A 25353-nucleotide genomic window follows, 5' to 3' on the forward strand; every position below is an offset into this window, starting at 1 on the left:
TGTGGGGGCGTAAGACAATTCCATCTATCCCTAAAATCTTATCTTTACCAGACTCTAGGTGTAATGATTAATCTTAACCCCTCTACCAATCGAATCTATAATAACGGCCAAATGGTGGGAGGTGTGGGACCTAGTATCTGAAACGGCTGACTTGTTCCTGAAGATTGCTAGCTTCTTGAGCTAGTGTTTCACTCGCAGATGTAATCTCCTGAATGGATGCATTTTGCTGCTCTGTCGTAGCGGCTACGTGCTGGGATTGTTCTGATGCCTGGACAGAGAAGTTCTTAACCGCTTCAAAGGATTCTACGAGACTTTGAATATGATGAGTCATCGATTGAATGGAGCCTGTGATATCGTTCATCCCTCCAGACAGATCATGAACATCTGTTGTAATCGTTTTAAATGTCTGTTCGGCTTCTCCAACTACATGCACACCGGATTTAACAGCTTCATCACTTTTATTCATAAACTGCACCGCTTCTTGTGTTTTTTGTTGGATATCATGTACCAGGTCCATAATGTGATTCGCCGATTGACTAGACTGCTCGGCCAGTTTCCTTACTTCTTCGGCTACTACAGCAAAACCTTTTCCATGTTCACCGGCCCGTGCTGCTTCAATAGCCGCATTCAACGCGAGCAAGTTTGTCTGCTCAGAGATATCTGTAATCAGAGATACGATTTTGCCAATTTCGTTGGATTTTTTCTCGAGAACCTGAATTGTACCGCTTGTGGTATTGGTATGATCATTGATTTCATGCATTTGCTGTAGGGCAGTATGAATAAGCTTCTCTCCTGATCCGGATGTTTCAGCTGTCTGATTCGACTTTTCTGAAAGGTTGATCATTTGTGTGGAAATGGTTTGAATATTTGATGATATATCATGAATCCATTCGGAAGATTCATTGGCATTGTCCATCTGTTGATCAGATCCTGCGGCAACTTCTTGAATGGCTGTTGTGACTTGTTCTGCCGCAAGTGAGTTTTCTTCTGCGTTGGCATTCAATTGTTGGGAAGCGGCTGCCACTTGTTCTGAAGAAGCAGAAACAGACTCGATCAGCGCCTTCAGGTTGTTTTTCATTGTATTGAAATTTTCCACGAGCACGCCTATTTCGTCCTGATTCGACACTTGAAGATCGGCTGCGGTGAAATCTCCTTCAGCAATCCTTGTAGAGTGGTCAGATAGCTGTTTGATCGGTTTTGTTAAGCGATTGGAGAAGAACCATATGATGAAGGCACCTAAAATCAACGATACTCCAAGCGTGATTAATAATGTGTTTAAGATCTGACTGGCTCCGCTGTTGAAATCCATCATGTATGTGCCTGAGACGACAACCCAGCCCCAAGATGGCTCGTAAAGGGAGTAGGATACTTTAGGGGCAACGGTGTCAGGATCCCCCGGCAATGGCCATTCGAAATAGGTGAAACCGCCTCCGTTGGTTCCATTTGAGATAAGCTCCTGTGCGACCATGACTCCATTTGAGTCTTGGGATTCCCATATATTTTCCCCTTCAAGGGAAGGGTGGGCTAGTTCGGTTCCCTTTTCATCCAAAACAAAGAAGTAACCGTTTTCACCAAGGTCAATGGTTGAGTTAATCGGACGAGTTCCATCTTCCTGCATGGGTCCGAGAAGTTGTTCTTTTACTGTTTCTTGAGCTTCTTCCAGGGAAAGGTTCCCTGCCTGGACCGATTGATTTGCGATTTCAATCATGTCCACTGCTTGTTCTACGCTGTTTTTCAGGTTTGTCTTTCCAAGCTCATCAAGACTTCCTTTACTGGACTGGTAACCGATTAATCCAATAATTAGTGATGGGATGGCTAAAAGCAATAACCCCATAATGAATACCTTTGCCCGGATTGTCCGGTTGATTTTCCAAAAGCTTCTCATACTCCAAACCCCTTCTTCGTCTGTCTTTTTCTCTTTTTTCTAATATCGGAAGAAGGGGATGAATTTATATAAGTCGGACAAAATTTGTAAAGATTTCGTGGCGATAATTTAAACCTTGTTTTGCAGACGATCCCCTGGTTGAAGAACTGGAATTTCGATTTGAACGGTATCCGGATACTTAATTCCCGCGCCCGTATTGAGTACCACCACTTCATCCGATGCGGAAATCCAGTTTTCTGCTCTTAACTTTCTCGCAGCAGCAAATGCTGCAGCGCCTTCTGGGCAGACGAAGGCTCCTTCTTTTTGGGCTATTCTTTTTTGCTCTTTCAAAAGGTCATCATCGCTGACCGCTACTGCACATCCGCTTGTATCATATAAGGCGTCAAGGACGAGGAAGTCCCCAATCGCCTTGGGTACATTGATGCCAAATGCGATGGTTTCAGAATCTTTCCAGAACGAAGATTCCCTCAGCCCTTGCTGCCATGCTTCCACGATCGGAGCACAACCTTCAGATTGAACAGCTACGAGCTTTGGCATCCGGTCTTTAGCGATCCAGCCAAGCTCCTGTAATTCTCTCAAGGCTTTATGAATACCGATTAATCCAACGCCGCCACCTGTCGGGTAGAGGATGACATCTGGAACGTTCCAGCCTAACTGCTCTGCGATTTCAAGACCCATCGTTTTCTTTCCTTCAATCCTATATGGTTCTTTTAATGTAGATACATCATAGAGTTCGGAAGTTTCTACAGCTTCCGCGACAATTTTTCCTGCATCGCTGATCAGCCCGTTCACGAGAAAAAGGTTGGCCCCTGATAAGGCACATTCGTTCCGGGTGATTTTGGGTGCATCCATAGGCATGACAATGGTCGATTCCATTGATGCTCTTGAAGCGTATAGGGACCAGGCTGCCCCTGCGTTGCCGTTTGTCGGCATGGCAAGTTCTTTCACGCCGAGTTCTTTCGCTTTGGATACACCAACTGCAGCGCCTCTTGCCTTGAAGGATCCGGTAGGGATGATTCCTTCATCTTTCATATGCAGTTTTCGGATATTCATATCTGTCTGCAGGGTAGGGAGGGGAATCAACGGACTCATGCCTTCTCCCAAAGAAGTTTTGTATGTAGGATCCTGGAGTGGTAAAAGTTCATGATAACGCCAAAGATCGGGGGATCTTTCTTTCAGTTGCTCGGGGGACCATGATTTCTTCAGATTGTCTAAGTCATAGCTTACGAGTAAAGGAGATCCGCATGTACATAGATGCTGGGGTTCTGTAGCTCTATAGCTTTCCTCACATTTCGGGCAGTACAAATGAGATAAGTAACTGTATGTCATCTTCATATCCTCCTTTGATCCGGTTATTCGTATCGTAACATAAGAAATGGATGGAGAGGCTTTTGACGACATTGTACTATGGACATCCTCTAAACTTCATACACTTTTTACATTACAAGAAAAAAATTCTTTGAATACAATGGATATATAGTCTTTTGAAAATTCAGACAAATAGCGCGGAGGGGATGAAATGGTTCTTCCTTTTGACATTTTAGAGTATCACCAACGTTTACAGAAAACAAAGAAACGTATGGCTGAACAAGGAATTGACGTGCTTTTGATTACAGACCCGGCAAACATGAATTACCTTTCTGGTTATGATGCCTGGTCTTTTTATGTTCACCAGATGCTTGTGATTATCGTTGATGAACCGCAGCCGCTTTGGATTGGTCGTTATCAAGATGCGAATGGGGCAAGGGTGACGACGTGGATTTATGATGAGAATGTCATTGCCTACCCAGACTACTACGTGCATTCAGATGTTTATCACCCGATGGATTTCATGGCGGATATTCTCCTTCAGATCGGTCAAGGAAAAAGGAAAATCGGAGTGGAGATGGATCATTACTACTTTACGGCCAAGGCGTTGGAAAGGTTAAAGAGAGGATTGCCAAATGCCACCTTCGAGGACGCGACACTCCTTGTAAACGGCGTCCGTATCGTCAAATCGGATCAGGAAATTGAATATATGAGACGGGCTGCCCAAATTGCAGATCTTGCGATGACCAAAGGAGTGGAAAGTATTTACCCTGGTGTCCGGGAATGCGATACCGCAGCTGAAATTTACTATCACATGGTCAGGGGAACTTCGGAGTTTGGTGGTGAATACCCTGCGATTGTTCCTCTGCTTCCGACCGGGGACCATACTTCGATCCCCCACCTGACATGGTCAGACCGGCCTTTTGTAAAAGGGAATGCCGTCATCATAGAACTTGCCGGGTGTTATAAACGCTACCATGTACCTCTTGCCCGTACGGTCTCCATAGGGGAACCGAATGAAAAAATGAAACAAGTCGCTCCGGTCGTATTGGAAGGTATTCAGAATGTCCTCGAATTCGCAAAGCCTGGGGTGACCTGTGGAGAACTTGAAGAAGTGTGGAGAAAGAGTATTAAAAAACATGGATTTGAAAAAGAAGCCCGCTTGGGTTATTCGGTCGGGCTCAATTATCCACCGGACTGGGGAGAGCATACAGCGAGCATCCGGAGAGGGGATCCAACTGTACTGGAACCCAATATGACGTTCCATTTGATACCGGCGTTATGGTTCGATACAGATGGAATTGAAATAAGTGAAACGTTTAAGGTCACCGAATCTGGCAGTGAGCGGTTCACTACTTATCCGCAGGAATTGATTATACGTGATCATATGGATTTGAGCGGTCAAATCAGCTGAGGGGGGACTGAAAATTAGACTCTTTGGTCGGAAAGACATTGAAAAAGTCATTCGTCTCGATACAGATCTTGTTGGAAAAATGGAAGAAGCCTTCACTTCATTAGTGGAAAAAGAGACCGCAATGCCCCCGATCATGCGCATTGATGTGCCTGACCATAATGGTGAAGTGGATATCAAGTCCGCTTATATCAAAGGAGAAGACAGCTTTGCTATAAAGCTGTCTTCTGGATTCTTTGATAATCCCGCCATGGGAATTCCGAGCGCTAATGGCCTCATGATCTTAATCAATAGTCACACAGGTGAACCACTCGCGGTTTTGGCAGATGAAGGACGACTGACAGACTTAAGGACGGCAGCTGCCGGAGCGGTGGCTGCGAAATATGGAAGCAGGGAAACCAGCCGGATCGCAGGAATTCTTGGTACCGGGGCCCAAGCGCGTCTTCAGCTATATGCGCTTATGCTGGTTCGTCCTATTGAGCATGTATTCGTTTATGGAAGAAATGGTGAGAAAGCCGTTAAATTTAAACATAAGATGGAGCAGAAAACAGGTCTTCATCTGACTGTATGTGAGACAGCTGAGCAAGTCGTACGAAAAAGTGATGTTGTGGTAACGACGACACCGTCTAAAGAACCGTTGGTTTATGGAGATTGGATGAGGCCGGGGCTTCATATCACCGCTATGGGCTCGGATGCCGAGCACAAGCAGGAATTAGATGCTTCAGTCATAGAGAAAGCGGATGTCGTCGTCTGTGATGTGAAATCTCAGTCCGTCCGTTTGGGAGAGTTACGCTCGTCTCCGGAGCAGATGGAACGTGCCATCGAGCTTGGGGAAGTGACGAGTGGAAAGCGGTCGTTCCGACAATCAGATGAAGAGATTACAGTTTGTGATTTAACAGGAACGGGTGTGCAGGATACAGCCATTGCAAGACATGTGTACCATCAACTTTTAGATTGGGAGGGCGTTACGGATGAAAGACGCGAAGTTTAGTACCAAATCGATTTGGGCCGGTGAAAAAGAACAACTTGCTTTCGGAGCGACACAAGTGCCTGTCGTTCACAGTGTTTCCTTTGGTTATGACGACATGGATGAATGGTATGAAGTAGCCGTCGGCAATAAGCCCGGACATATTTATGGAAGGAATACAAACCCGACTGTTCAGGCTTTCGAAGAAAAAATTCGCATCTTAGAAAATGCCGAAGCGGCTACAAGCTTTTCCACAGGGATGGCAGCGATTAGTAATACACTTGGCACCTTGCTTTTCCCTGGAGATCGTGTGGTATCCATCAAGGATACGTACGGAGGAACGAATAAAATTTTCACAGAATTCCTCCCAAAACAGCAAGTGGAAGTCGTGCTGTGTGAAACAGGAGATCATGAGGCACTCGAAGCTGAAGTGGCTAAAGGTTGCAAGGTCCTCTATTTGGAAAGCCCGACGAATCCGACGGTGAAAATTACCGACATTAAGCGAATGGCTGCAGCCGGGAAAGCAGTGGGGGCAACCGTAGTCGTTGATAATACGTTTGCTACACCTGTCAATCAAAACCCTCTTGATCTTGGAGCAGACCTTGTTATCCATAGTGCAACGAAGTTTCTAGGCGGGCATGCGGATGCCTTAGGCGGGGCCGTATGTGGCAGGAAGAGCCTGGTCGAAGCCATTTATCACTACAGGGAAATCAACGGGGCGACCCTCGATCCAATGGCGGCTTATTTGCTCTTGAGAGGGATGAAAACACTGAAGCTTCGTGTAGAGCAGCAAAACAAAAATGCCGAAGCGATTGCGGAACATTTAAAAACCTTCGATCTCGTGGAAGAAGTTTTTTATCCAGGACTCCCTTCTCATCCGAACCATCAGATTGCAAAACAACAAATGAAAGGGTATGGCGGGATGCTAAGCTTTGCTGTGAAAGGTGGAGTAGCTACTGTACGCGACCTTTTACCAAAGCTGCAATTTGCTAACCGTGCCGCTAATCTAGGCTCAGTGGAAACGGTCGTCGGACCATCCAGAACAACGAGTCATGTGGAATGCACACCTGAAGAACGTGCAGCCATGGGGATTCCGGAAGGTTTGATCCGTTATTCGGCCGGGATTGAAGATATCGAGGACCTGAAAAATGACCTGTCACAGGCTTTCCAGTCGTTACACACTTATGTGAAAAAGTGAGGAGGAAAGGATGTGGAGACCGATAAGACGGACCTCGTCTTGCGTTCGAATCAGCTTTTGGATCGTTTAGTTGAGTGGCGACGAGACTTCCATCGCTTCCCCGAACTCAGCTTTCAGGAAAAGCGAACAAGTGAAAAGATAGCAGGAATATTAGAAAGCTTCCAAACGTTTGAAATTGAAAAGAATGTCGGAGGTTACGGAATCATCGCTACCTTGAGTCACGGGGAAGGTCCCGTGATCGGGATTCGTGCAGATATGGACGCCCTCCCCATTACAGAAACGACGGACGCCCCCTGGACTTCCCAACACCCGGGTGTGATGCATGCGTGTGGGCATGATGCGCATATGGCCATCTTGCTCGGCATCGCCCAGTTGTTGGCTGAAGATGCAAAAGCAGGACGTTTTCAAGGAACAATCAAATTGATTTTTCAGCCAGCAGAAGAAAGTTGTGATGCAGAAGGAAAAACGGGAGCAATAAAGATGTTAGAGTCCGGAAGACTTCAACACCTGGAGGCCGTGTTATCCCTGCACATGTGTCCTTGGAGGAAGTCCGGGGAAATCCAATGGAATGATGGCCCAAGCATGGCAAACAACGACGAATTTCATATGAGAATTCAAGGGAGCGGCGGTCATGCTGGATATCCGCAGCAAGTAAAAGACCCGATATGGATGGCAACTTGTGTCCTGCAGGCGTTATACAGTCTGAATGGTCGAAAAGTAAACCCGCTGGATGTTGGCACTATTAGTGTCGGTCAGGTGCATGCCGGAGAGGCCAACAATGTAATACCAAGCACTGTAGACATAAAGGGGACGATCAGATCCTATAAGGATGATGTAAGAGATGTGTTATGCCAGGGAATTCATCAGGTGGCCGATGTTGTGACAGCGCTGGGGGGAGAATATTCACTTGGTATCCATCGCGGTGAACCCTCGTTAATCAACGACCCTGAAATCAACTACATCATAAAGGAAGCCGCTTCCGGACTGAGTATGTTTGAAGAGCCCTTTGGGATGGGGAGCGAAGACTTCAGTTACTTCACTAGAAAAATCCCAGGAGCGATGTTTTTTCTGGGTTGCGGTCTGGAAAAGGAACGGAGTCTCCATCAATCAGATTTTGATATTGATGAACACTCACTGCCGATTGGTGTGAGAGTGCTTTTAAAAAGTGCTTACTTATTACTTGAGCGAGGAGGAGTCCACTCAAAATGAAAATAGCCATGATCGGATTTGGAGGCGTAGGTCAAGCGTTTGCGGAAATTGTGGAAGAAAAGCACCAGGAGCTTCAGCAAAATCACGGACTTGATGTTGAAATCGTGGCTGTATCGGATGTCATGAAAGGCGCTATATATCAACCGGATGGTCTGAATATTACAAAGTTGTTAGAGTGTGTAAAACGAACGGGCTCTGTAGAATCCTATCCATCATCCAGTCAGACAATCAAAGGGTGGAACAGTTTAGAAACGATAGAGAAAGCACAGGTGGATGTCATTATAGAAGTGACCTACACGGATGTCAAAACCGGCGAGCCTGCACTCACTCACTGCCATCGTGCTTTTGAAACAGGGAAAAGTGTCATTACGACAAACAAGGGTCCTGTTGCCCTCGCTTATCAGGAGTTAACCGAAAAAGCGGAAAAACACGACGTGTTTTTCGGATTCGAAGGAACGGTCATGAGTGGGACGCCGGCTTTAAGGCTCCCGTTAGAAACCTTAGCAGGCAATGAAATTAAAGAAATCAAAGGGATATTGAATGGAACGACCAATTATATTCTTACCGCTATGGAAAGTGGAATGACATTGAATCAAGCGTTAGAAAAAGCCCAAGCCCTCGGTTATGCAGAGGCCGATCCGACGAGTGATCTTGAAGCCTACGATGTTAGGTATAAAGCAGCTATCTTATCGAACCATGTGTATGGAGTTCATCTCGACCCGGATGAAATTTTCTGTGCCGGAATTACTGGTTTATCAGTAGAAGATATCCAAGAAGCGAAACGGGACGGCGAGAAATGGAAACTGCTTGCCCGTATCTCTCAAAACAAAGGCAAGGTGAAGGCAACTGTCCAGCCGGAGCGTCTGAATCAGGATGATCTCTTAGCACGTGTGAGTGGTGCAACAAATGCGATCGTCTATGAATGTGATCTGTCCGGGACGATCATGCTCACAGGTGCAGGGGCGGGGTTAAAGGAAACGGGATTTTCTCTAATGATCGATTTGATTCATTGTCACAAACAAAAGCAGGGATCCAAAATCGGAGGAGGGAGTCACTCATGACGACGAAAGTGAAGAGTTATAAAATGCTGATTGGAGGGGAATGGCGCGAAGGCTTGAGCAGCTTTGAGGTCAGCAACCCTCAGGACAATGAAGTATTGGCCACTGTCCCCTCAGCCACAAAAGAAGAAATGATGGAAGCTATAGAAATTGCCGATCGTACTTTCCAAATGAGAGACCCCATTCCCACCCATGAAAGGATCCGAATACTAAGCAAAGTTTCTGATTACATGGAGAGGGATCACGAGTCGTTCGCTGCCATCATTGCAAGTGAAGGCAGTAAAACGATTACTGAAGCTCGTTCAGAGGTCTCACGGGCCATTCAAACCATTCGGATCAGCGCAGAGGAAGCGAGGAGATTGAAAGGAGAGACCATTAACTTCGATCAAAATCCAGGCAGCGAACAAAGAGTCGGGTATTATCAACGTTTTCCTATGGGAGTCGTAGGAGCCATCACTCCTTTTAATGACCCGCTCAATTTAGTCGCACATAAAGTAGGGCCAGCCATTGCAGCAGGGAATGCGATTATAGTCAAACCAGCTTCCGCCACGCCTCTTAGTGCATTGAAACTAGCGGAAGCCTTCGTTGAAGCAGGGTTGCCCGATGGTTATTTATCCGTTGTTACAGGGGCAGGAAGAGAGGTCGGGGATGCATTGGTTACACATCCGGCCATAAAAATGGTGTCCTTTACAGGAGGATCTAATGCTGGAGAAGCCATCATCAAAAAAGCAGGAACGAAAAAAGTAAGCATGGAACTGGGATCCAACTCACCTGTTATTGTCCTTGATGACGCAGATCTTTCCAAGGCTGTCCACGCTTGCTGTTCGGGTGCTTTTTCAGCGGCAGGCCAAAATTGTATCGGCGTTCAAAGAGTTTTTGTAAGTAGGGCACTTTATCCGGATTTTATCGATCGCTTTGTGGAAGCGACTGTAGCACTCAGGGTCGGGGATAAAATGGATGAAAGAACGGATATAGGACCGATGATCAATGAAAAAGAAGCGGTCCGAGTTTCTGAATGGGTCGAGGAAGCGTTGACTATGGGAGCGCAATTGGAAGTAGGTGGGCGCCGTGAAGGAGCTTATTATAGTCCCACCATTCTCACCCAGGTACCTTCAGGTGCGAAAGTGATGATGGAGGAAATCTTTGGGCCTGTGGTCATTGTAAACCCTGTAGCAGATTTGGACGAAGCCATTGAGAAATCCAATGCCGTCAATTATGGACTCCATGCAGGGATCTTTACAAATGACATTAACCAAGCTTTTAAAGCCATAAGAAAAATGGACGTAGGTGGAATCATGATCAACGACAGCAGCGATTATCGAATTGATGAAATGCCTTTCGGAGGAACGAAAGGGTCCGGCATCGGTCGTGAGGGTGTACGTTTCAGTATAGAAGCCATGACGGAACAAAAGGTCGTATGCTTCCATCTTGACGACTAGAAATGCCACATCAGCCCGTCCTTTTGTTTATCCTTCATCTGGTAGGGGAATGCCTCCACAAAAGGAGGTTATGGAATGGCGCAATATTATGTGAATCAGAACCAGCAGACAGGTGGCGAACACGAAGTGCATATCGAAGGTTGTGATTTTATGCCTTTTGAGCAGAATTTATTGGAATTAGGTGGTCACAACGACTGTGCAAAAGCTCTCGAAGTTGCCAGAAATACTTATGATGATGTCAACGGCTGCAAGCATTGCTGCCCCGATTGCCACACCAAATAACTTTACCAAAAACCTGAACGTCCATAAAAGGAACTGTTCAGGTTTTTTATTTACTATATGGCAGGATTTTTTAAGACTTGATTTCGAAATAATCTGGGTTCGTAGCTATGTTGAGCGTCAGGTGTGAATTGGAAGCTACTCGCTTTCCTGTGGAGGCTCAGCGCCCGCCCCATGGAAAGCGAACGGTTTCCCGGAGTCCCCAAACTCACACAAAAGTCTCGAACCTGAGCGTATATGGAATAGGGTAGGAATTGGTGTGCTGAAATGGTACTTCTTCTCAGGGATATTGTTTGCTTTCATGCAAATAGTAAACGTGAAGATTAATCCTGAGGAGGATACATGATGAAGAAAAAATGGTTTATTCTATTCGCAGCACTCATGATGATTGCCATGTTAGCTGCTTGTAATACATCGGAAGAACGTGCACGTGAAAGTCAACGGAACAATTTGAATCAAGTCAGTTTTGGTCCTGAAGATCAAGGTATGCAAGGAGATGGAAATCAACCAAGAGAAATGGATCCTGGAGCATACGGGCAAAACCGTTTTGATGCCAACATTCCTTTTGAAGGAATGAACCCAACTGGACCAAATGGATCCATACAAGGCCCATACTTTTTTGATCAAGATGGTCGTTATTCTCAAGATGGTCGTTACACACAAGAGCCACAAGGTGGAGATCAGGCGCAAAGACAAACCCCGGACCAAGCTGAGCAAAATCGTGATAATACTGCACGAGAAAGTGATGAGGCAACTGGTGATTTTCAACAGCAGGTGATTGATTTGACGAACAAAGCTCGTGAAAAAAATGGCCTGAAACCTCTGAAGAATAGCAATGATGTAGAAGAAGTAGCGCAAACGAAATCTGAAGATATGGCGAAGAACGATTATTTCTCCCATACGTCTCCAACTTACGGAAGTCCTTTTGACATGCTGAGGGAATTCGGAGTGGATTATTCAACCGCAGCTGAGAACATTGCTGCAGGGCAGCAGTCCCCGCAATCGGTTGTTGATGGCTGGTTAAACAGTTCAGGTCACCGAAAGAATATTATGAACAAGAATGTCACGCACATCGGTGTCGGATATGCGAAAGACGGCAATTACTGGGTGCAAATGTTTATAGCAAAATAAGTAGATGTGACGCTTGGTTATCATCAGGCGTCATGTTTTACATACAAATCAAGGCAGGGGTAGAGAATGAAGAGAATATGGATCCTGGTCATGGTGTTTACTGTCATTCTGGCACCTTCTGACCTAGCAGCTTTTAAAAAAGAAAGATTAGTCGCCATCGGGGATTCCATTCCATTTGGTTATAATTTGAATAAAGAAAATAAAAACCCTCCAAAAGAATCGTTCCCATCTTTAATCGGAATGAAAAAAGATATAGAGGTGACTAATTTAAGTATTCCCGGCCTAACTTCTGCAGAATTGCTAACTGCCGTCCAGTCCAATGATACCTTCAGAGAAAGTCTTAAAGATGCCGATTATGTCCTCGTGTACATTGGGGGCAACGATTTATTGAATGTCGTCAAAAAGAATGGTGGGTTGGAGGGGTTAAAAATGGAGGAGGCCGCTCCGGTCATTCGCGATCTCATTTACAATGTTTATTCGACTATTCTCGAGATTGATGAATTAACGAATGGCAAGGTCCTCGTTTACAATATATATAATCCATATCCTGCTGCCGGTGACCAATTGAACACGCCGCTCGCATATATTAACCAGCAGTATGCTTCCTTGATCAAGCTGCTGAAACATTTTGCTTCTGTGACTCTTGTCGATGCTTATAAGGCTTATCATGGTCATCCTGAGTACATCATTAAAGGGGATGTTCATCCAACAGCGAAAGGTCAACAGGTATTAGCTAAGATCACATTGAAACACATGGATTAAGCCAAGCTTCTGCTGTGGGGGTTTCTTCCATATTGATGTATAATGAGGGTACGGTTATTTTGGAGGTGACTTACATGGTTAGATTTGGAATTATAGGAACCAATACCATTACAGAAAAATTTTTAGAGGCAGCGAAACAGCATCCTGAATTTACACTGCAGGCGGTGTATTCTCGTACAGAAGAGAAAGCTGCTACATTCGCATCCAAACACGGTGCACCTGAAACATACACGGATATAGAAGAGATGGCGGCAAATCCACATGTCGATGCAGTTTATATTGCAAGTCCTAACGCTTTCCATGCGGAGCAGGCGAAAACCATAATGAGAAAAAGGACGCATGTCTTATGTGAAAAACCGATGGCATCCAATCAACAGGAGATCGCTTCTATGATTGAGGTAGCCAAAGAAGAGAATGTGCTTTTAATGGAAGCTGTAAAGTCTACACTGATGCCAGGTTTTCTAAGCATTCAGGATAATTTACATAAAATCGGGGAAGTAAGACGCTTTGTGGGGAACTTCAGCAAGTATTCTTCTCGTTATGACGCTTACAAAAGAGGGGAGGTCCTAAATGCTTTCAAACCTGAACTATCGAACGGTTCTTTGATGGACCTTGGTATTTATGGGATTTATCCAATGGTCACCCTATTTGGTGCACCCAACCATATCCAGACGGATGCCGTGTTTTTGGATTCTGGGGTGGACGGGCAAGGCAGCGTGATCGCAGCGTATGATGGAATGGAAGCAGTCATAATGCACTCCAAGATCGTTAATTCCCACGCTCCTTCTGAAATCCAAGGTGAAGAAGGTACAATGCTCATACCGGATATTTCTGAGCCTAAAGGTATAAAGATTATTTATAGAGATGGATCCGTGGAAGAGCTTTCTTTCGAAGATCAGTATTCACCTATGTATTATGAAGCGGCTGAATTTATCAGTCTGGTGAAGAAGGAAAAAGATCGGTCAAAGAATAATTCGTTGGAGCATACGCTGATTACAGCGAAAGTCATGGAGGAAGCCCGCCGGCAAATCGGCCTGGTTTATCCTAACGACCGCTATTAGGGTCCTGCAAAAAGAGGCACTCACTTGCGGATGTGCCTCTTTTTTCTATTGCTCTTTTAGTTGATTTGATACGTCCGTGAGGCTTTCTTGTTGGTCTGCCCTTCGCTTATGATGAATGCCCCATTCGTTCATTTTCTCCAGGAATGAGGCCGTGGTTCGTCCATAAGGTGTCACGCGATACTCTACTCTGGGAGGTACCGTTTCGTAATCGATACGTTCGACTAAACCGTCCTGGATGAGTTTTTTCAACTCTCGGGCAAGAATTCTGGAAGAGATGTTTCCATCGAGGGACCGACGCAGTGCATTGAACCGCAGATGATTTTCGTGGATGAGCTTCCAAAGAATTAACCCTTTCCACTTTCCACACACGACTTCAAGAGTGACATCAAGGCCGATCCCATCTTCCTTCATCCGCTTTCACCTCACGTTATTTTTTTGTGGTCTGTCCTTGTTTTTGCATGGCTTTTTCGTAGCCTTCCAATACTCCCTGGGCATAAACTTTGTTTAAGACAGTCATTGTCTGCGGGATGACTTTTTCTTCTTCTGACTCTGAGACTTGGTTTAATAAGTCCACAAGTTCTAACAATTCTTCAGAAACGGGAAAAATCGGTTTTATATTGTCCAAAAAGGATCACCTTCCTGTTTGTTCGGAAAATACTATTAATATAATTCTATTTGCTTTTTATATGTCTCACAAGTACTTACATATTTGTGCGTGTTACATTGCCTATTATGACTTAAACTAGTGTGATTAATCAACAAATAAGTCCGTGGTTTTGGCTCAGTGGCGCACATTCGCAAAAGGTTCAGTGTTATACAAAAGTTATACTAAAATAGCTGGTCTTGGTGTTTTTGTACAACAAAAAGGTTCTTGATTCTCAAACCATGCATGAACATCATCTTTTTAACAATGAATATTTTTCCTGTCTGTATAACGGGTCATATATTGACACACGTTTGGAGGATTTTGTATGCGTGCCATTTTTTCTTATACCCTTCCTTATAAAAGGTCTGCATCGATTGCCCTTTTTCTTATGTTCATAGAATTATTGGTTGAACTTTCCCAGCCGATCCTGATGGCCAAAATTATCGATGATGGAATCATAGCTGAAGACTTTAACGCTGTTCTGTTATGGGGTGGTGTGCTTTTAGGGCTATCGTTGCTCGCCTTTACTGCAGGTGTGACCAACTCTTTCTTTGCTGCCGATTTGAGTCAGGGGGTCGGTTATGACCTGAGGAAAGATCTATTTTCAAAAGTCCAGAAGTTTTCGGACCGTCATTTCCAGACCATCACCACACCAAGCTTGGTCACAAGGATCACCAATGATGTGATACAAATTCAGAACTTACTATTTATGTTTGTAAGAATCGGGCTCAGGGCTCCACTTTTCATCATCTTTGCTTTAGTGATGGCTTTTACAATTGATGTGGAGCTTGCCCTCCTTCTACTGGGTAGTGTCCCTGTATTTTTATTATTCTTATTCTTCCTTCTTACAAAAGGGATCAAGTGGTTTAAGGAAGTTCAGCATAAACTTGATAGACTGAATACGATTATTAGGGAAAATATAGCCGGAATCCGCTTAATTAAAGGATTTAATAGAAAAGAGCATGAAGAGGAGAGATTTCAAAAGGCGAATGAATCATTGGTTCTTCAAAGTAAAAAAGCATTGTGGCTCATGGAAGTGGCTATGCCTGTCGTGATGCTGGGGATGAACATCGTCATTCTGGTCCTCCTCTTGGTTGGTGCAAGAGTACTTAGCAGTGCAGGCGTAGAAGCTGGAGAACTGGTCGCCATGATCAACTACGCGACAAGGATTTTATTTACCTTTTCTGTTTTTACATTTCTAATCATGGTCATTTCGCGAGGACAGGCCTCGGCGGATCGAATTGCAGACGTACTCAACCAAACCACGGAAATGAGCACCTCAGGTAAAGGGAAAGAACTGGACGGTGCGGTCCGCTTTCAAAATGTTTCTCTTGAAAGAGAGGGTTACAAAGTGCTGGAGAACCTGAACTTCCATGCAAGGCCTGGATCCACTGTCGGTATTATTGGGGAAACAGGTTCCGGGAAAACCTCTTTGCTCCATTTAATACCCCGATTATATGAAAAAAATGCGGGTCAACTCTTTCTGGATGGAGTGGAAATTGAACGCCTCGATGTGAAAAACATAAGAAAACAAATCAGCCTGGTCCCCCAAGAGGTTCATTTGTTTTCAGGGACGGTAAGGGAAAACATCGCCTGGGGCAAGAAAGATGCGACTCTGGAAGAGCTTGAGGAAGCGGCTAAACAGGCGCAAATTCACGACTTTATCACGAGCTTGCCAAAGGGTTATGATACGCAAATCGGACAGAAAGGAATTGTCTTCTCCGGTGGCCAGAAACAGCGTCTTTCCATTGCTCGTGCACTTGTGAGGAAGCCGAGGATTTTGATTCTGGATGATAGTACGAGTGCACTGGATGCTCATACAGAGAGGAGAATTCTGCAGACTCTTGAGGAACAACCATCTACCGTGTTTCTTGTTGCTCAAAAAGTAAGTTCAATCCAAAAGGCAGACCTCATCCTGATTCTTCACCGGGGAGAAATCATTGCTCAGGGGACTCATGACCAACTGCTTCAGCGAAGTGAATATTACGCCGAAATCCATCAATCTCAACAAGAGGGGGTGACGTAATGAGTAGGAGTACTAAACCGAGAATGGGTCACCCTCATGGGATTGGTTCAAAACCACCGAAAGTTGAAAATATCGGAGGTACACTTTACAGGATATGGAGTTACATGGCGGAGGAAAGAGTGAGGTTCATAATCGTATTAGCTGCGATTCTGATCAGTTCCTCTTTATCCTTGCTGGGCCCATATCTTTTAGGGATTACCGTGGATCTGATCATAGAAAACCCTGAATCGGATACCCTCCTTGCCATGCTGGGCAGCTTACTTCTTGTCTACTTGTTTCATTCACTTTTTCTCTGGCTGCAAAATTATTGGATGATCGGAATTGCTCAAAATGCGGTTCGGTCGATGAGGTCCCATCTGTTTACACATGTGCAGCTGCTGCCTGTTCTCTTCTTTCAAAAAATGCAGCAGGGGGAGTTGATGAGCAGACTTACAAACGATATTGAAAACGTAAGTCGAACCTTAAATACCGCTGTCGTACAATTTGTTACAAGTTTATTGACCATTACCGGTACCTTAATCATTATGTTCTGGTTAAGTCCGATGCTTACACTCCTGACATTGACCATCATTCCAGTCATGTACTTTGGGATGAAATGGATTACAAACCGAACCGGCCCCTATTTTAAAAAGCAGCAAAAGGACCTTGGTGAAGTAAACGGCTATGTAGAGGAGATGTTCTCTGGGCAGCCGATCATTAAAATGTTTTCCAAAGAGGAAGATGTGATTGATGAGTTTGAAGAAAAAAATAAAGCATTAAGGGAATCCGGATACTATGCGCAAGTGTACACAGGCTTTATTCCGAAGTTGATGAACATGCTGAATAATGTAAGCTTCGCCATCATCGTCGGAGCAGGGGGGCTGCTTGCGCTTAATGGCGCTGTATCCATTGGGATTATCGTTACATTTACAACCTATTCCCGTCAGTTTACTCGCCCGTTAAACGACCTGGCCAACCAATTCAACATGATCCTCTCAGCAGTGGCAGGCGCAGACAGAGTGTTTCAAGTCATTGATGAAAAAGAAGAACGACTGGATGAAAAAAATGCACAGGATGTGTCAAAAATTAAGGGGAATGTTCGTTTTGAGCATGTCGATTTCTCTTATGAAGATGACCAGCAGACCCTTTCGGACATTACATTTGAAGCGAGAGCTGGGCAAACGGTGGCGCTCGTAGGTCCTACAGGCGCAGGAAAAACGACAATTATATCTTTACTGTCACGATTCTATGACCCGGACTCAGGTCGGGTGCTGGTCGATGGTGTGGACTTGAAAAGCGTGAAGAGGGACAGTCTAAGGAGCCGGATGGGGGTTGTCCTTCAAGATGCCACTATGTTTCACACCACCATTCGGGAAAACATCCGTTACGGAAGACTGGACGCCACAGATCTTGAGGTTGAAAGTGCCGCCAAGTCATCAAGAGCCCATGATTTTATCATTCAATTGCCAAATGGTTACGATACCATTCTGGATTCAGATGGAAAAGGGGTGAGTCATGGGCAAAGACAGTTGTTGTCCATTGCTCGAGCTATGATTGCAGATCCATCATTGCTTATTTTAGATGAAGCGACAAGCAGCATCGATACGGTGACAGAAATGAAAATCAATGCCGGTCTCACCAACTTGATGGAAGGGCGGACAAGTTTCGTGATTGCCCACCGACTTCACACGATCCGAGCAGCCGATCTCATTCTCGTCCTGAAGGGTGGAAAGATCGTTGAAAAAGGAAATCACCGCGCGCTCATGGATAAAGGAGGGGAATATGCTGCTCTTATTCAAGCTCAAAAATCCAATGCGACTGTAAAAGGGTACGGATAAGTCTTACACCTCCGCCCACTTTCCGGCATAAGATGAGGAAAAGGGAGGGGTGACCATGTCACAAAATCAACCATATCCTTACTGGACCGATTTGCCTTACGCCGGCGAGAGCCGTCCACCGTTAACGAACGAAGGGGTAGAGTTTGAAGCAGGGAAATGGAAAACCTATTTTATCGAACATAGCCGCCGGTACGGGTTCAAGACGTTAGATGGAAGCCCGATTCGATTAGCGATCAAGGATCCAAAGACTATTGACTGGCTTAGGGAATTGAAGGTAGTCAAGGAAACATTAGCACATTTAACACCCGATCAAAGGAGAATTGCTGTGTACTGGGGGGAGGGGCCGGCGTCAAAACAATGGACCCCTATTGTTGACCGCTTGATAGATACTTATGGAGTGGAAGCCCCAAGAGCCGCCCGGATCATAGGAGCGGTTTTTAGCGGAATGAATGATGCCTTTGTCGTTTGCTGGTCGTTAAAATACCTCTGGCTCGTCCCGCGGCCCAATCAGTTGGACCCGGATATGCGCACCGTCATCTGTACACCGAAACACCCATCCTATCCGTCCGGACACGCAACCATCTCCGGGGCTGCGGAAGTGATTCTTAGTTATTTTTTCCCGGCCGAAAGAAGAAAGCTTAGGGAAATGGCTGAAGAAAACGCACAGTCAAGACTGTTCGCCGGCGTCCACTACCCAGTGGACAATAACGAAGGGTTACGACTGGGGCGACAAATCGGCCGTATCGTTGTAGAAGAGTTGAAAAAAGATCAGATAGAAGGCCGGCCACTCGACCGTCCATTTACAGAATATCGAAATGCAGATATCTTTCCATCTGACTACAGGCAGGTCATTCCGTTTCGATACGACCAAAAATGCGGATCCTTGCTTCTTGGCTCAGATGACAGTGAAGAATCTTCATCCTTCCATGAATGGATTGATCCTAAAATATTTTACTAACGAAAGGAACCACGCCAAAGGTGTGGTTCTTTTCGTTAATGGCAGCATTATGTTGTGCCTCCTGGGACCTTGCCCTGTTGGGTCTCAACATGCCCGATCCCCATTTCCCTCACACCAAAATTGATTGACTCAGTCTTTCACAATCCTAACCTTTCCTTTAAAAAATAGACAAGTTTTCAGTGGTTCTATGCATATAGATGTACTAACGAAACAATAGGAGGGGTATGGCGTGGATGCATGGATATTGTCTGCAAGGAAAATCGGCCTGCTTTTAGGAGCGATTATTATTGCTTTTGCCGCTTACTACATCGGAAGCTTTTTCTGGAAAGGAGCCATCTCGACCTCAACAGAACCTGTGAATGGAGAGCCACGGGTCATCAACCTGGTGACAGGGGAATTCAAAGCAGAAACAGCAGATGGAAAAGAAATTGAAGCTTACCGTTGGGATCCGGGAACAATCTTTGTGGAAAAAGATGAACCATTTAAATTAAGCATTTACGGAGTGAATGGAAAAGAACATCCTTTTTACATTGAAGGTACGGATTTGAAAGGCGTAGTGGAGCAGGGGAAAGAGACGGTCTTAGACCTTCAATTCAAGAAGGAAGGTATTTACCGCCTCATCTGCTCCACTCATTCTGAAATTGCTTCTGATGGTCCGATGATTGCATACATCGTTGTGGATTAAACGGTAAAAAGAGGGACAGGCTTAATCGTCCCTCTTTTTCAGTCCTTTTGTACAAAAGGGGGGAGGATTTGGTTGTCTTAGTTGTCAGTTCTATTGTACTAGGATTATCCATCGCTGCACCTGTCGGACCTATTAATATAGAAATAATGAGGAGAGGGCTCGCGTATGGGTTTTGGCCTGCTTTTTGTGTAGGACTAGGAGGGATGTCTTCAGATTTGTTGTTGATGGCGGCTATGTTTTTTGGAATCGGTGTTTTTCTGACATGGACATGGGTGCAGGTTGCATTGATGCTCATCGGTTGTCTCGTATTAGTACACGCAGGTTGGACGAGTCTCCGTTCCAAAGAGGAGTGGAGATTGGAGGAAGGTCCTGAAAGACGGGGACATAAAGGTGAAGCTCTCCTCTCCTACATAAGAGGTATGATCATTGCTGGGACAAACCCTATGAATCTGTTGTTCTGGATCAGTATTTATGGTTCCGTTTTGAGCGGTGCTTTACAAGAAGAGAATATGTTCCGGTCATTTATCATCAGTTCTATGGTTTTTCTGGGGATTGGTTTGTGGAATGCGAACTTAGCTTTTTTCGTTCATTTCGGAAGGTACGTTGTCCATTCTAGACTTTTGAAATGGATTCAAGGAGTCGCTAGTCTCGTTTTGATTTACTATGGGATTAAATTTGGGTGGATAGGAATAAGTACCCTCTTCAAGAACTTTCCCACCTAATAAAGGCAGAACCCAAAGGTGAATAATTCAAGAATAGGGAGCTGGTCTGAAGTCATAAAGCTATTATATAACATGCAAAAGGAGTCCCTGATGGATAGGGACTCCTTTTTTGGTGTTAATCAGACGATCAATTTAAGAGGCATTGGATTCTTTGATGATGCGGTTGATTTCATTTTTATAAAGATCAGAGCGTCCGCCGAAAATGGCCTGGATGTTGTGATCTACTTTTACTACACCTGCAGCTCCGAGTTCTTTCAATCGATCTTCATTGATCTGACCTACTTCAGAAACTTCGACGCGTAATCTTGTAAAGCAAGCGTCGATGTGCTTTAAGTTTGATTCTCCACCAAGGGCTTCCATGATGGCAGCGGCTGTTTCTTTCGTTTGACTACCTTTGCCGCCTTTCTTTTGCTCGTTGAAGTCTTTACGTGTGTAGAGCTTGTTCTCCTGTCCTCCACGACCTGGTGTAGCAAGGTCCCACTTTTTGATGGCAAAGGAGAAAGAGAAATAATAGATGACGAAGAATACAGCACCTGCGACAAGGTTCATCCACCAGTTCCCTGTTCCAGGCAAAGCGTTTACGAGGATGAAGTCAATCAACCCGGAACCGCCTGCCCATCCCAGATGAACATCAAGCATGTACATGACCGCAAATGAAATACCGGCAAGAAATGCATGGAAAACGAACAACAGTGGAGCAACAAATAAGAATGTGAATTCAATTGGCTCTGTGATTCCTGTCAAGAAGGCTGTACCTGCAGCAGCAATGAGCATTCCTTTCACGACAGGCTGGTTATTCTTATCTGCGCGACGATACATCGCTAAAGCAGCCCCCACTAGCCCGAACATAATGACAGGGAATTTACCTGCCATGAATCGGCCTGCTGTAACCTCTACGCCTTCTGCAATCTGTGCAAGGAAAATGTACTGATCACCGGACACCGCACTTCCAGCTACTTCTGCCGTTCCGCCAAGTGATGTCCATAGGAACGGAGCATACCAAATGTGGTGTAAACCAGTTGGAATTAAAGCTCTTTCTAAGAATCCGTATAGTCCGATGTATAACGGGTTCGTTGCGCCGTTAGCAATGATGTTTGCCACAGCATTGATACCGCCTTGGATTGGTGGCCAAACGACCATCATAGCAAGGGCGAGGAAAATGGACGAGAAAACCATAGCAATCCCGACAGAACGATCACCAGCGAAAAAGCCAAGCACTTCTGGAGGATCGAACTCATGGAATTTGTTATAAATCCAAACGGCTAAGAGACCGACGACGATCCCCCCAAGAACACCTGTTTCCAGTGTTGGAATACCGAGTGCCATGCCGTATTCTCCGCCTTCATTGACCATTTCAGGAGTTATTTCTAATGCGAAGGAGATGGTCTTGTTCATAATGATATACCCAAGCAGGGCGGCTAAGGCTGCAATTCCTGACCCACCAGTTAAGCCAATCGCAACACCAATGGCGAAAATGACAGCCAGGTTGTTGAAAATACTGATTCCGATATCTAACATTCCGTTACCAATCAGTTGGATGATGCCATTTTGTAGAAAAGTGAGTGTATCAGCGAGTGGCCCTGTCAACGCAGCTCCAAGCCCGAGCAAAATACCGGCAGCAGGGAGCAAGGCGACGGGAACCATCAGTGATTTTCCGAATTTCTGTAAGCTTCCAAAGTATTTCTTCACTTCTGATCCTCCTTTGTGGGGAAACGCTTTCTTATTTGAGATAGAGGAGACCCCGGAATGGGCCGGGGTTCCATTGCATTACTTCGATGTCACAAGCTGTTTGTTGGCATGTAATTCAGGCCAGTACTGCTGGTTCGCCTCAATCATGTCATCTAAGATTTTGCGGGCGCGAGGTGCGTCTACGACCGTACGGTTCAACGTCAAGGCTTGGAGTGCTTTTTCGTAACTGTTTTCATAATACGCATCGACGACAAGTTTCTCATACGCAAGCTGCCCTTCAATCAATCCTTTATAGAATGTAGAGATGTTTCCGACAGCAAATGGCTTCGGTCCACGGTTTGTAATCATCGCTGGAACTTCAACCATCGCATCATCTGGAAGGTTGGCAATCGTACCATTGTTTTCAACCATGACGATGAATATGTCACCATTATTGTAAGCCATAGAAGCGGCAACGCGAATCATATAACGTCCATGGATGTCCACTTCAAGTTCAACATTTTCAGTTGTACCATCTGCAATAATTTGATCTGCAAGTGTGTGTACGCGTTTTTCACGACCATTGATGACTTGACGAGCACGTGTATTGGTCACATCTTCTTTTTCTACCATTTGGGAAGGGTAAAGATAGTATTGCAAGTAAGTGTTCGGCAAGTATTCAGGGAAGTCCGTCACCATTTGCTCCACCTGTTTGAACGTTTTGATCCAGGAAGGGTCGTTGGCGATCTCTGCATCTTCAGGAATAAAGCCGTCCTCTGTGATGGCACGTTTGATCGTGTCCGTGTGATCGTTTCCGTCTTTATCTAGAATTTTAGTAAACCAGCCGAAGTGGTTAAGTCCAAAGTATTCTGGTACAAGGTCAAAGACGTCTTTTCCAAGGATGCCTGCATAGCTGACCATGATCGCTGCCGGCATATCGCAGATGTTCAATAGTTTTTTATCTTCCGGGAACTCGCGGCGCAGGGCTTCTGCAACAATTGCTGCCGGGTTTGTGTAGTTTAGGATCCAGGCATCTGGAGAATAATGACGGATATCGTTGACAAGGTCAATCATATCTCCGATGGAACGCAGTCCGTAAGCCATCCCACCCGGTCCGCACGTTTCCTGACCGACGGCTCCATGGTTTAGAGGGATTTGCTCGTCCTGCTCGCGCATCGCGAGGCCACCTGTGCGAATCTGAACGAAAACAAAATCTGCATTTGTAAGAGCTTCTTCTTTATCCGTTGTGTAGTGGAAGCTTTCCAGTTCCGGATACTTTTCACGAAGGATGATTTCTGATGCTTTCGCAATTTTCTCTTGACGTTCTGCGTTCGTGTCATAGAAGGTAATCGTTTTCAAAGGAAACTGCTCTTTTTCTGCTACAAGACTCATGATCATACCGATCGTGTACGTGCTGCCGCCACCGACAACGACAAGGTTTTGTTTTTTCATATTTTAGACCTCCAGTAAAGGTATTGGATTTGTTTTATTTTTAACTTAATATGAATATAATACATATTATTGAAAGCGTCAACATTTGTATCGTATTTTTTTGAACATTTCGTTATAATGGTTATAAAGATAGGTTTTGACTTGGTTACATATGTGGGAATGGAACGCCGCATCCTCGCATTCCAAGTCTTTAGTAATAGGAGGAATAAGAATGGCTGCACCGTTATATCGTAGAATTGCTCAACAAATCAAAGAGGAAATCCAATCGGGAATATGGAAAGAAGGAGAAGCGATCCCTACAGAAATGCATCTGTCAGAGAGGTACGAGGCTTCTAGAGTGACGGTCAGACAGGCGATTAAAGGCCTGGTCGAAGAGGGGCTTCTTGAGAAGGTACAAGGGAGTGGTACCTATGTAAAAGAACAGAAGATTGAACACAACATCTTCGAGCTGTTGAGTTTTACGGAAGAAATGAGAAGTTTAAACAAAGAACCCGTAAACAAAATTTTACATTTCGAATTGAAAGAAGCAGACGATCAGGTGAAACGAATGCTTAAACTTTCCGATGGGGAGAAGGTCTTCTATGTACGCCGTCAAAGGCTTGTGGACGATGTCCCCTATGTAGTGGAGGATACGTATTTGCCTGTTTCCATGTTTCCTAATCTTTCCTATGGGATCATGACCGGTTCGAAATACGATTATATAGAAAAAGAAGTGGGGATGAAGATTAAAGATAGTTTCCAGGAAGTTATTCCAGTACTGCCATCACCAGATATTGCAGAAGCACTTACTGTGGAGACATCTATGCCGATCCTAAAAATCCAGTCATATAGTGTTTTTAGTGATGGAACGATCTTTGAATATAGTGAAAATCATTTCAAGAGTGATGAATACAAGTTCACACTCAGGGCTTCAAGACCATGAATATTTCATAGAAAGCACAGGAGATATAACCCCCTGTGCTTTTTTCGTTTCTTCCAATTTAAATCGTGTACAGACCTCTGATAAGGAGCTTTTCCTAATCATGAAGTCACTCTTCCGTAATGTCTAATCCCTGGAGGACCGGGGCCCGTTGTTACAAAGGCGGGGAGGTATTATGAAGCATCGAATCACGCATGACAACATGGATTCAACACTGAGAAAAAGAGAAGATAAATACCCCTTCTGTTTTTTTACATTTAGCTCCACCTTAGGGGGTTAGAGGTCTGCGGAAATAAACCATGTCCATTCCTCTTATCCCATTTTCATAAAAAGGTTCCGAGTATTGCAGAAAGAAATCATGGTGGATTTCATGGAACCGAAAACCAGCTTTCTGGTAAAAGGCTAAGTTTTCAATGCTGGAATTAGAAGTTCCGACGAGCATTTCTTTGTACCCGTTCTTATAAAAAAGTGAACAGGATGCGTCAATGACTTGTTTCCCATATCCTTTTCCTCGATAGGCTTCTTGTATGGCAATGTTCTTGATTTCAACCGTGTCCTCTCCAGAGAACACGAACAAACACACACCAATATGGACATCATCCAGGTGAATGGTATAAAACGAACCATCATCGATATAGCTCTCAATAATGGTTTCTGATTCATCAGCTAGCAGAAGGTCTGCCATGAAACGGCGACGGTCTTTCGTTTCCACCAAATGAATAGGATTCACAGGTTCCTCCTCCTTCATGTTC

General features: G+C 44.9%; 23 protein-coding genes. 16 read left to right on the forward strand and 7 right to left on the reverse strand.

All coding sequences use genetic code 11. The features are described from left to right. Positions 1-130: 130 nt before the first annotated feature. Both HFA01_RS07720 and HFA01_RS07725 read right to left on the reverse strand, forming a co-directional pair. Positions 131-1885 carry a methyl-accepting chemotaxis protein gene (locus HFA01_RS07720; protein ID WP_146814878.1) on the reverse strand — a complete coding sequence of 585 codons (1755 nt, stop codon included), beginning with the start codon at positions 1883-1885 and terminating at the stop codon, positions 131-133. A 108-nt stretch (positions 1886-1993) separates the two neighbouring features. Next, positions 1994-3214, reverse strand: coding sequence for a threonine synthase (locus tag HFA01_RS07725; protein ID WP_146814880.1), 1221 nt, complete (start codon positions 3212-3214; stop codon positions 1994-1996). 190 nt (positions 3215-3404) lie between these two features. Between HFA01_RS07725 and HFA01_RS07730 the strand changes: the two genes are divergently transcribed. From HFA01_RS07730 to HFA01_RS07775, 10 genes are all read left to right on the forward strand, one after another. Beyond that, positions 3405-4607: a M24 family metallopeptidase gene (locus HFA01_RS07730; protein ID WP_146814883.1), complete on the forward strand. Its 1203-nt coding sequence runs from the start codon at positions 3405-3407 to the stop codon at positions 4605-4607. Positions 4608-4620: 13 nt separating this feature from the next. Then, positions 4621-5595, forward strand: coding sequence for a cyclodeaminase (locus HFA01_RS07735; protein WP_146814885.1), 975 nt, complete (start codon positions 4621-4623; stop codon positions 5593-5595). Then, positions 5576-6769, forward strand: coding sequence for a cystathionine gamma-synthase family protein (locus HFA01_RS07740; RefSeq protein ID WP_146814888.1), 1194 nt, complete (start codon positions 5576-5578; stop codon positions 6767-6769). Before HFA01_RS07735 ends, HFA01_RS07740 begins: the two co-directional genes overlap by 20 nt. A 12-nt stretch (positions 6770-6781) precedes the next feature. Further along, positions 6782-7978, forward strand: coding sequence for a M20 metallopeptidase family protein (locus HFA01_RS07745; RefSeq protein ID WP_146814890.1), 1197 nt, complete (start codon positions 6782-6784; stop codon positions 7976-7978). Beyond that, complete coding sequence (locus HFA01_RS07750) at positions 7975-9039, forward strand: homoserine dehydrogenase (RefSeq protein WP_146814892.1); 1065 nt, start codon at positions 7975-7977, stop codon at positions 9037-9039. Before HFA01_RS07745 ends, HFA01_RS07750 begins: the two co-directional genes overlap by 4 nt. Next, positions 9036-10475 (forward strand): aldehyde dehydrogenase family protein, encoded by a 1440-nt coding sequence (locus HFA01_RS07755; protein WP_146814894.1) that lies wholly within the window; start codon positions 9036-9038, stop codon positions 10473-10475. Before HFA01_RS07750 ends, HFA01_RS07755 begins: the two co-directional genes overlap by 4 nt. A gap of 75 nt (positions 10476-10550) precedes the next feature. Further along, positions 10551-10757 (forward strand): hypothetical protein, encoded by a 207-nt coding sequence (locus HFA01_RS07760; protein ID WP_146814896.1) that lies wholly within the window; start codon positions 10551-10553, stop codon positions 10755-10757. A 342-nt stretch (positions 10758-11099) separates the two neighbouring features. Further along, a complete protein-coding gene (locus tag HFA01_RS07765) occupies positions 11100-11885 on the forward strand; it encodes a CAP domain-containing protein (RefSeq protein ID WP_371860319.1) in 786 nt (261 codons plus the stop codon). A gap of 66 nt (positions 11886-11951) precedes the next feature. Beyond that, entirely contained in the window at positions 11952-12647 is a 696-nt protein-coding gene (locus tag HFA01_RS07770) for an SGNH/GDSL hydrolase family protein (RefSeq protein ID WP_146814900.1), read from the forward strand. Between the two features lie 74 nt (positions 12648-12721). Then, a complete protein-coding gene (locus HFA01_RS07775) occupies positions 12722-13708 on the forward strand; it encodes a Gfo/Idh/MocA family protein (protein ID WP_146814902.1) in 987 nt (328 codons plus the stop codon). A 45-nt stretch (positions 13709-13753) separates the two neighbouring features. On the opposite strand, the gene HFA01_RS07780 is transcribed toward HFA01_RS07775, so the two are convergent. Both HFA01_RS07780 and HFA01_RS07785 read right to left on the reverse strand, forming a co-directional pair. Continuing rightward, on the reverse strand, positions 13754-14119 hold the full coding sequence (locus HFA01_RS07780) for a winged helix-turn-helix transcriptional regulator (RefSeq protein WP_146814904.1): 366 nt from the start codon (positions 14117-14119) through the stop codon (positions 13754-13756). Between the two features lie 16 nt (positions 14120-14135). After that, on the reverse strand, positions 14136-14333 hold the full coding sequence (locus HFA01_RS07785; protein ID WP_146814906.1) for a hypothetical protein: 198 nt from the start codon (positions 14331-14333) through the stop codon (positions 14136-14138). Between the two features lie 346 nt (positions 14334-14679). Here HFA01_RS07785 and HFA01_RS07790 point away from each other — a divergent pair, with 346 nt between their 5' ends. The 5 genes from HFA01_RS07790 to HFA01_RS07810 all read left to right on the forward strand — a co-directional run bounded on the left by HFA01_RS07790 (position 14680) and on the right by HFA01_RS07810 (position 20562). Further along, positions 14680-16380 carry an ABC transporter ATP-binding protein gene (locus tag HFA01_RS07790; protein WP_146814908.1) on the forward strand — a complete coding sequence of 567 codons (1701 nt, stop codon included), beginning with the start codon at positions 14680-14682 and terminating at the stop codon, positions 16378-16380. Then, on the forward strand, positions 16380-18197 hold the full coding sequence (locus HFA01_RS07795; RefSeq protein WP_246139295.1) for an ABC transporter ATP-binding protein: 1818 nt from the start codon (positions 16380-16382) through the stop codon (positions 18195-18197). Before HFA01_RS07790 ends, HFA01_RS07795 begins: the two co-directional genes overlap by 1 nt. A 55-nt stretch (positions 18198-18252) precedes the next feature. After that, positions 18253-19155, forward strand: coding sequence for a vanadium-dependent haloperoxidase (locus HFA01_RS07800; protein WP_146814910.1), 903 nt, complete (start codon positions 18253-18255; stop codon positions 19153-19155). Between the two features lie 229 nt (positions 19156-19384). Next, complete coding sequence (locus HFA01_RS07805; protein WP_146814912.1) at positions 19385-19840, forward strand: cupredoxin domain-containing protein; 456 nt, start codon at positions 19385-19387, stop codon at positions 19838-19840. Between the two features lie 68 nt (positions 19841-19908). Beyond that, the gene (locus tag HFA01_RS07810) at positions 19909-20562 is read left to right on the forward strand and encodes a LysE family translocator (protein ID WP_146814914.1); all 654 of its coding nucleotides are present in this window, start codon (positions 19909-19911) and stop codon (positions 20560-20562) included. A gap of 132 nt (positions 20563-20694) precedes the next feature. Here HFA01_RS07810 and HFA01_RS07815 read toward each other — a convergent pair whose 3' ends face one another. Further along, entirely contained in the window at positions 20695-22251 is a 1557-nt protein-coding gene (locus HFA01_RS07815; RefSeq protein WP_146814916.1) for a PTS transporter subunit EIIC, read from the reverse strand. A gap of 78 nt (positions 22252-22329) precedes the next feature. Next, positions 22330-23682: a 6-phospho-alpha-glucosidase gene (locus tag HFA01_RS07820; protein ID WP_146814918.1), complete on the reverse strand. Its 1353-nt coding sequence runs from the start codon at positions 23680-23682 to the stop codon at positions 22330-22332. A gap of 211 nt (positions 23683-23893) precedes the next feature. Here HFA01_RS07820 and HFA01_RS07825 point away from each other — a divergent pair, with 211 nt between their 5' ends. Then, positions 23894-24604, forward strand: coding sequence for a GntR family transcriptional regulator (locus HFA01_RS07825; RefSeq protein ID WP_146814920.1), 711 nt, complete (start codon positions 23894-23896; stop codon positions 24602-24604). A gap of 265 nt (positions 24605-24869) precedes the next feature. On the opposite strand, the gene HFA01_RS07830 is transcribed toward HFA01_RS07825, so the two are convergent. After that, on the reverse strand, positions 24870-25331 hold the full coding sequence (locus HFA01_RS07830; RefSeq protein WP_246139296.1) for a GNAT family N-acetyltransferase: 462 nt from the start codon (positions 25329-25331) through the stop codon (positions 24870-24872). Positions 25332-25353 lie beyond the last annotated feature (22 nt).

Origin of the sequence: Halobacillus faecis (assembly GCF_007991335.1) — a bacterium.
In the GTDB taxonomy this organism is placed as follows: Bacteria; Bacillota; Bacilli; order Bacillales; family Halobacillaceae; genus Halobacillus; species Halobacillus faecis.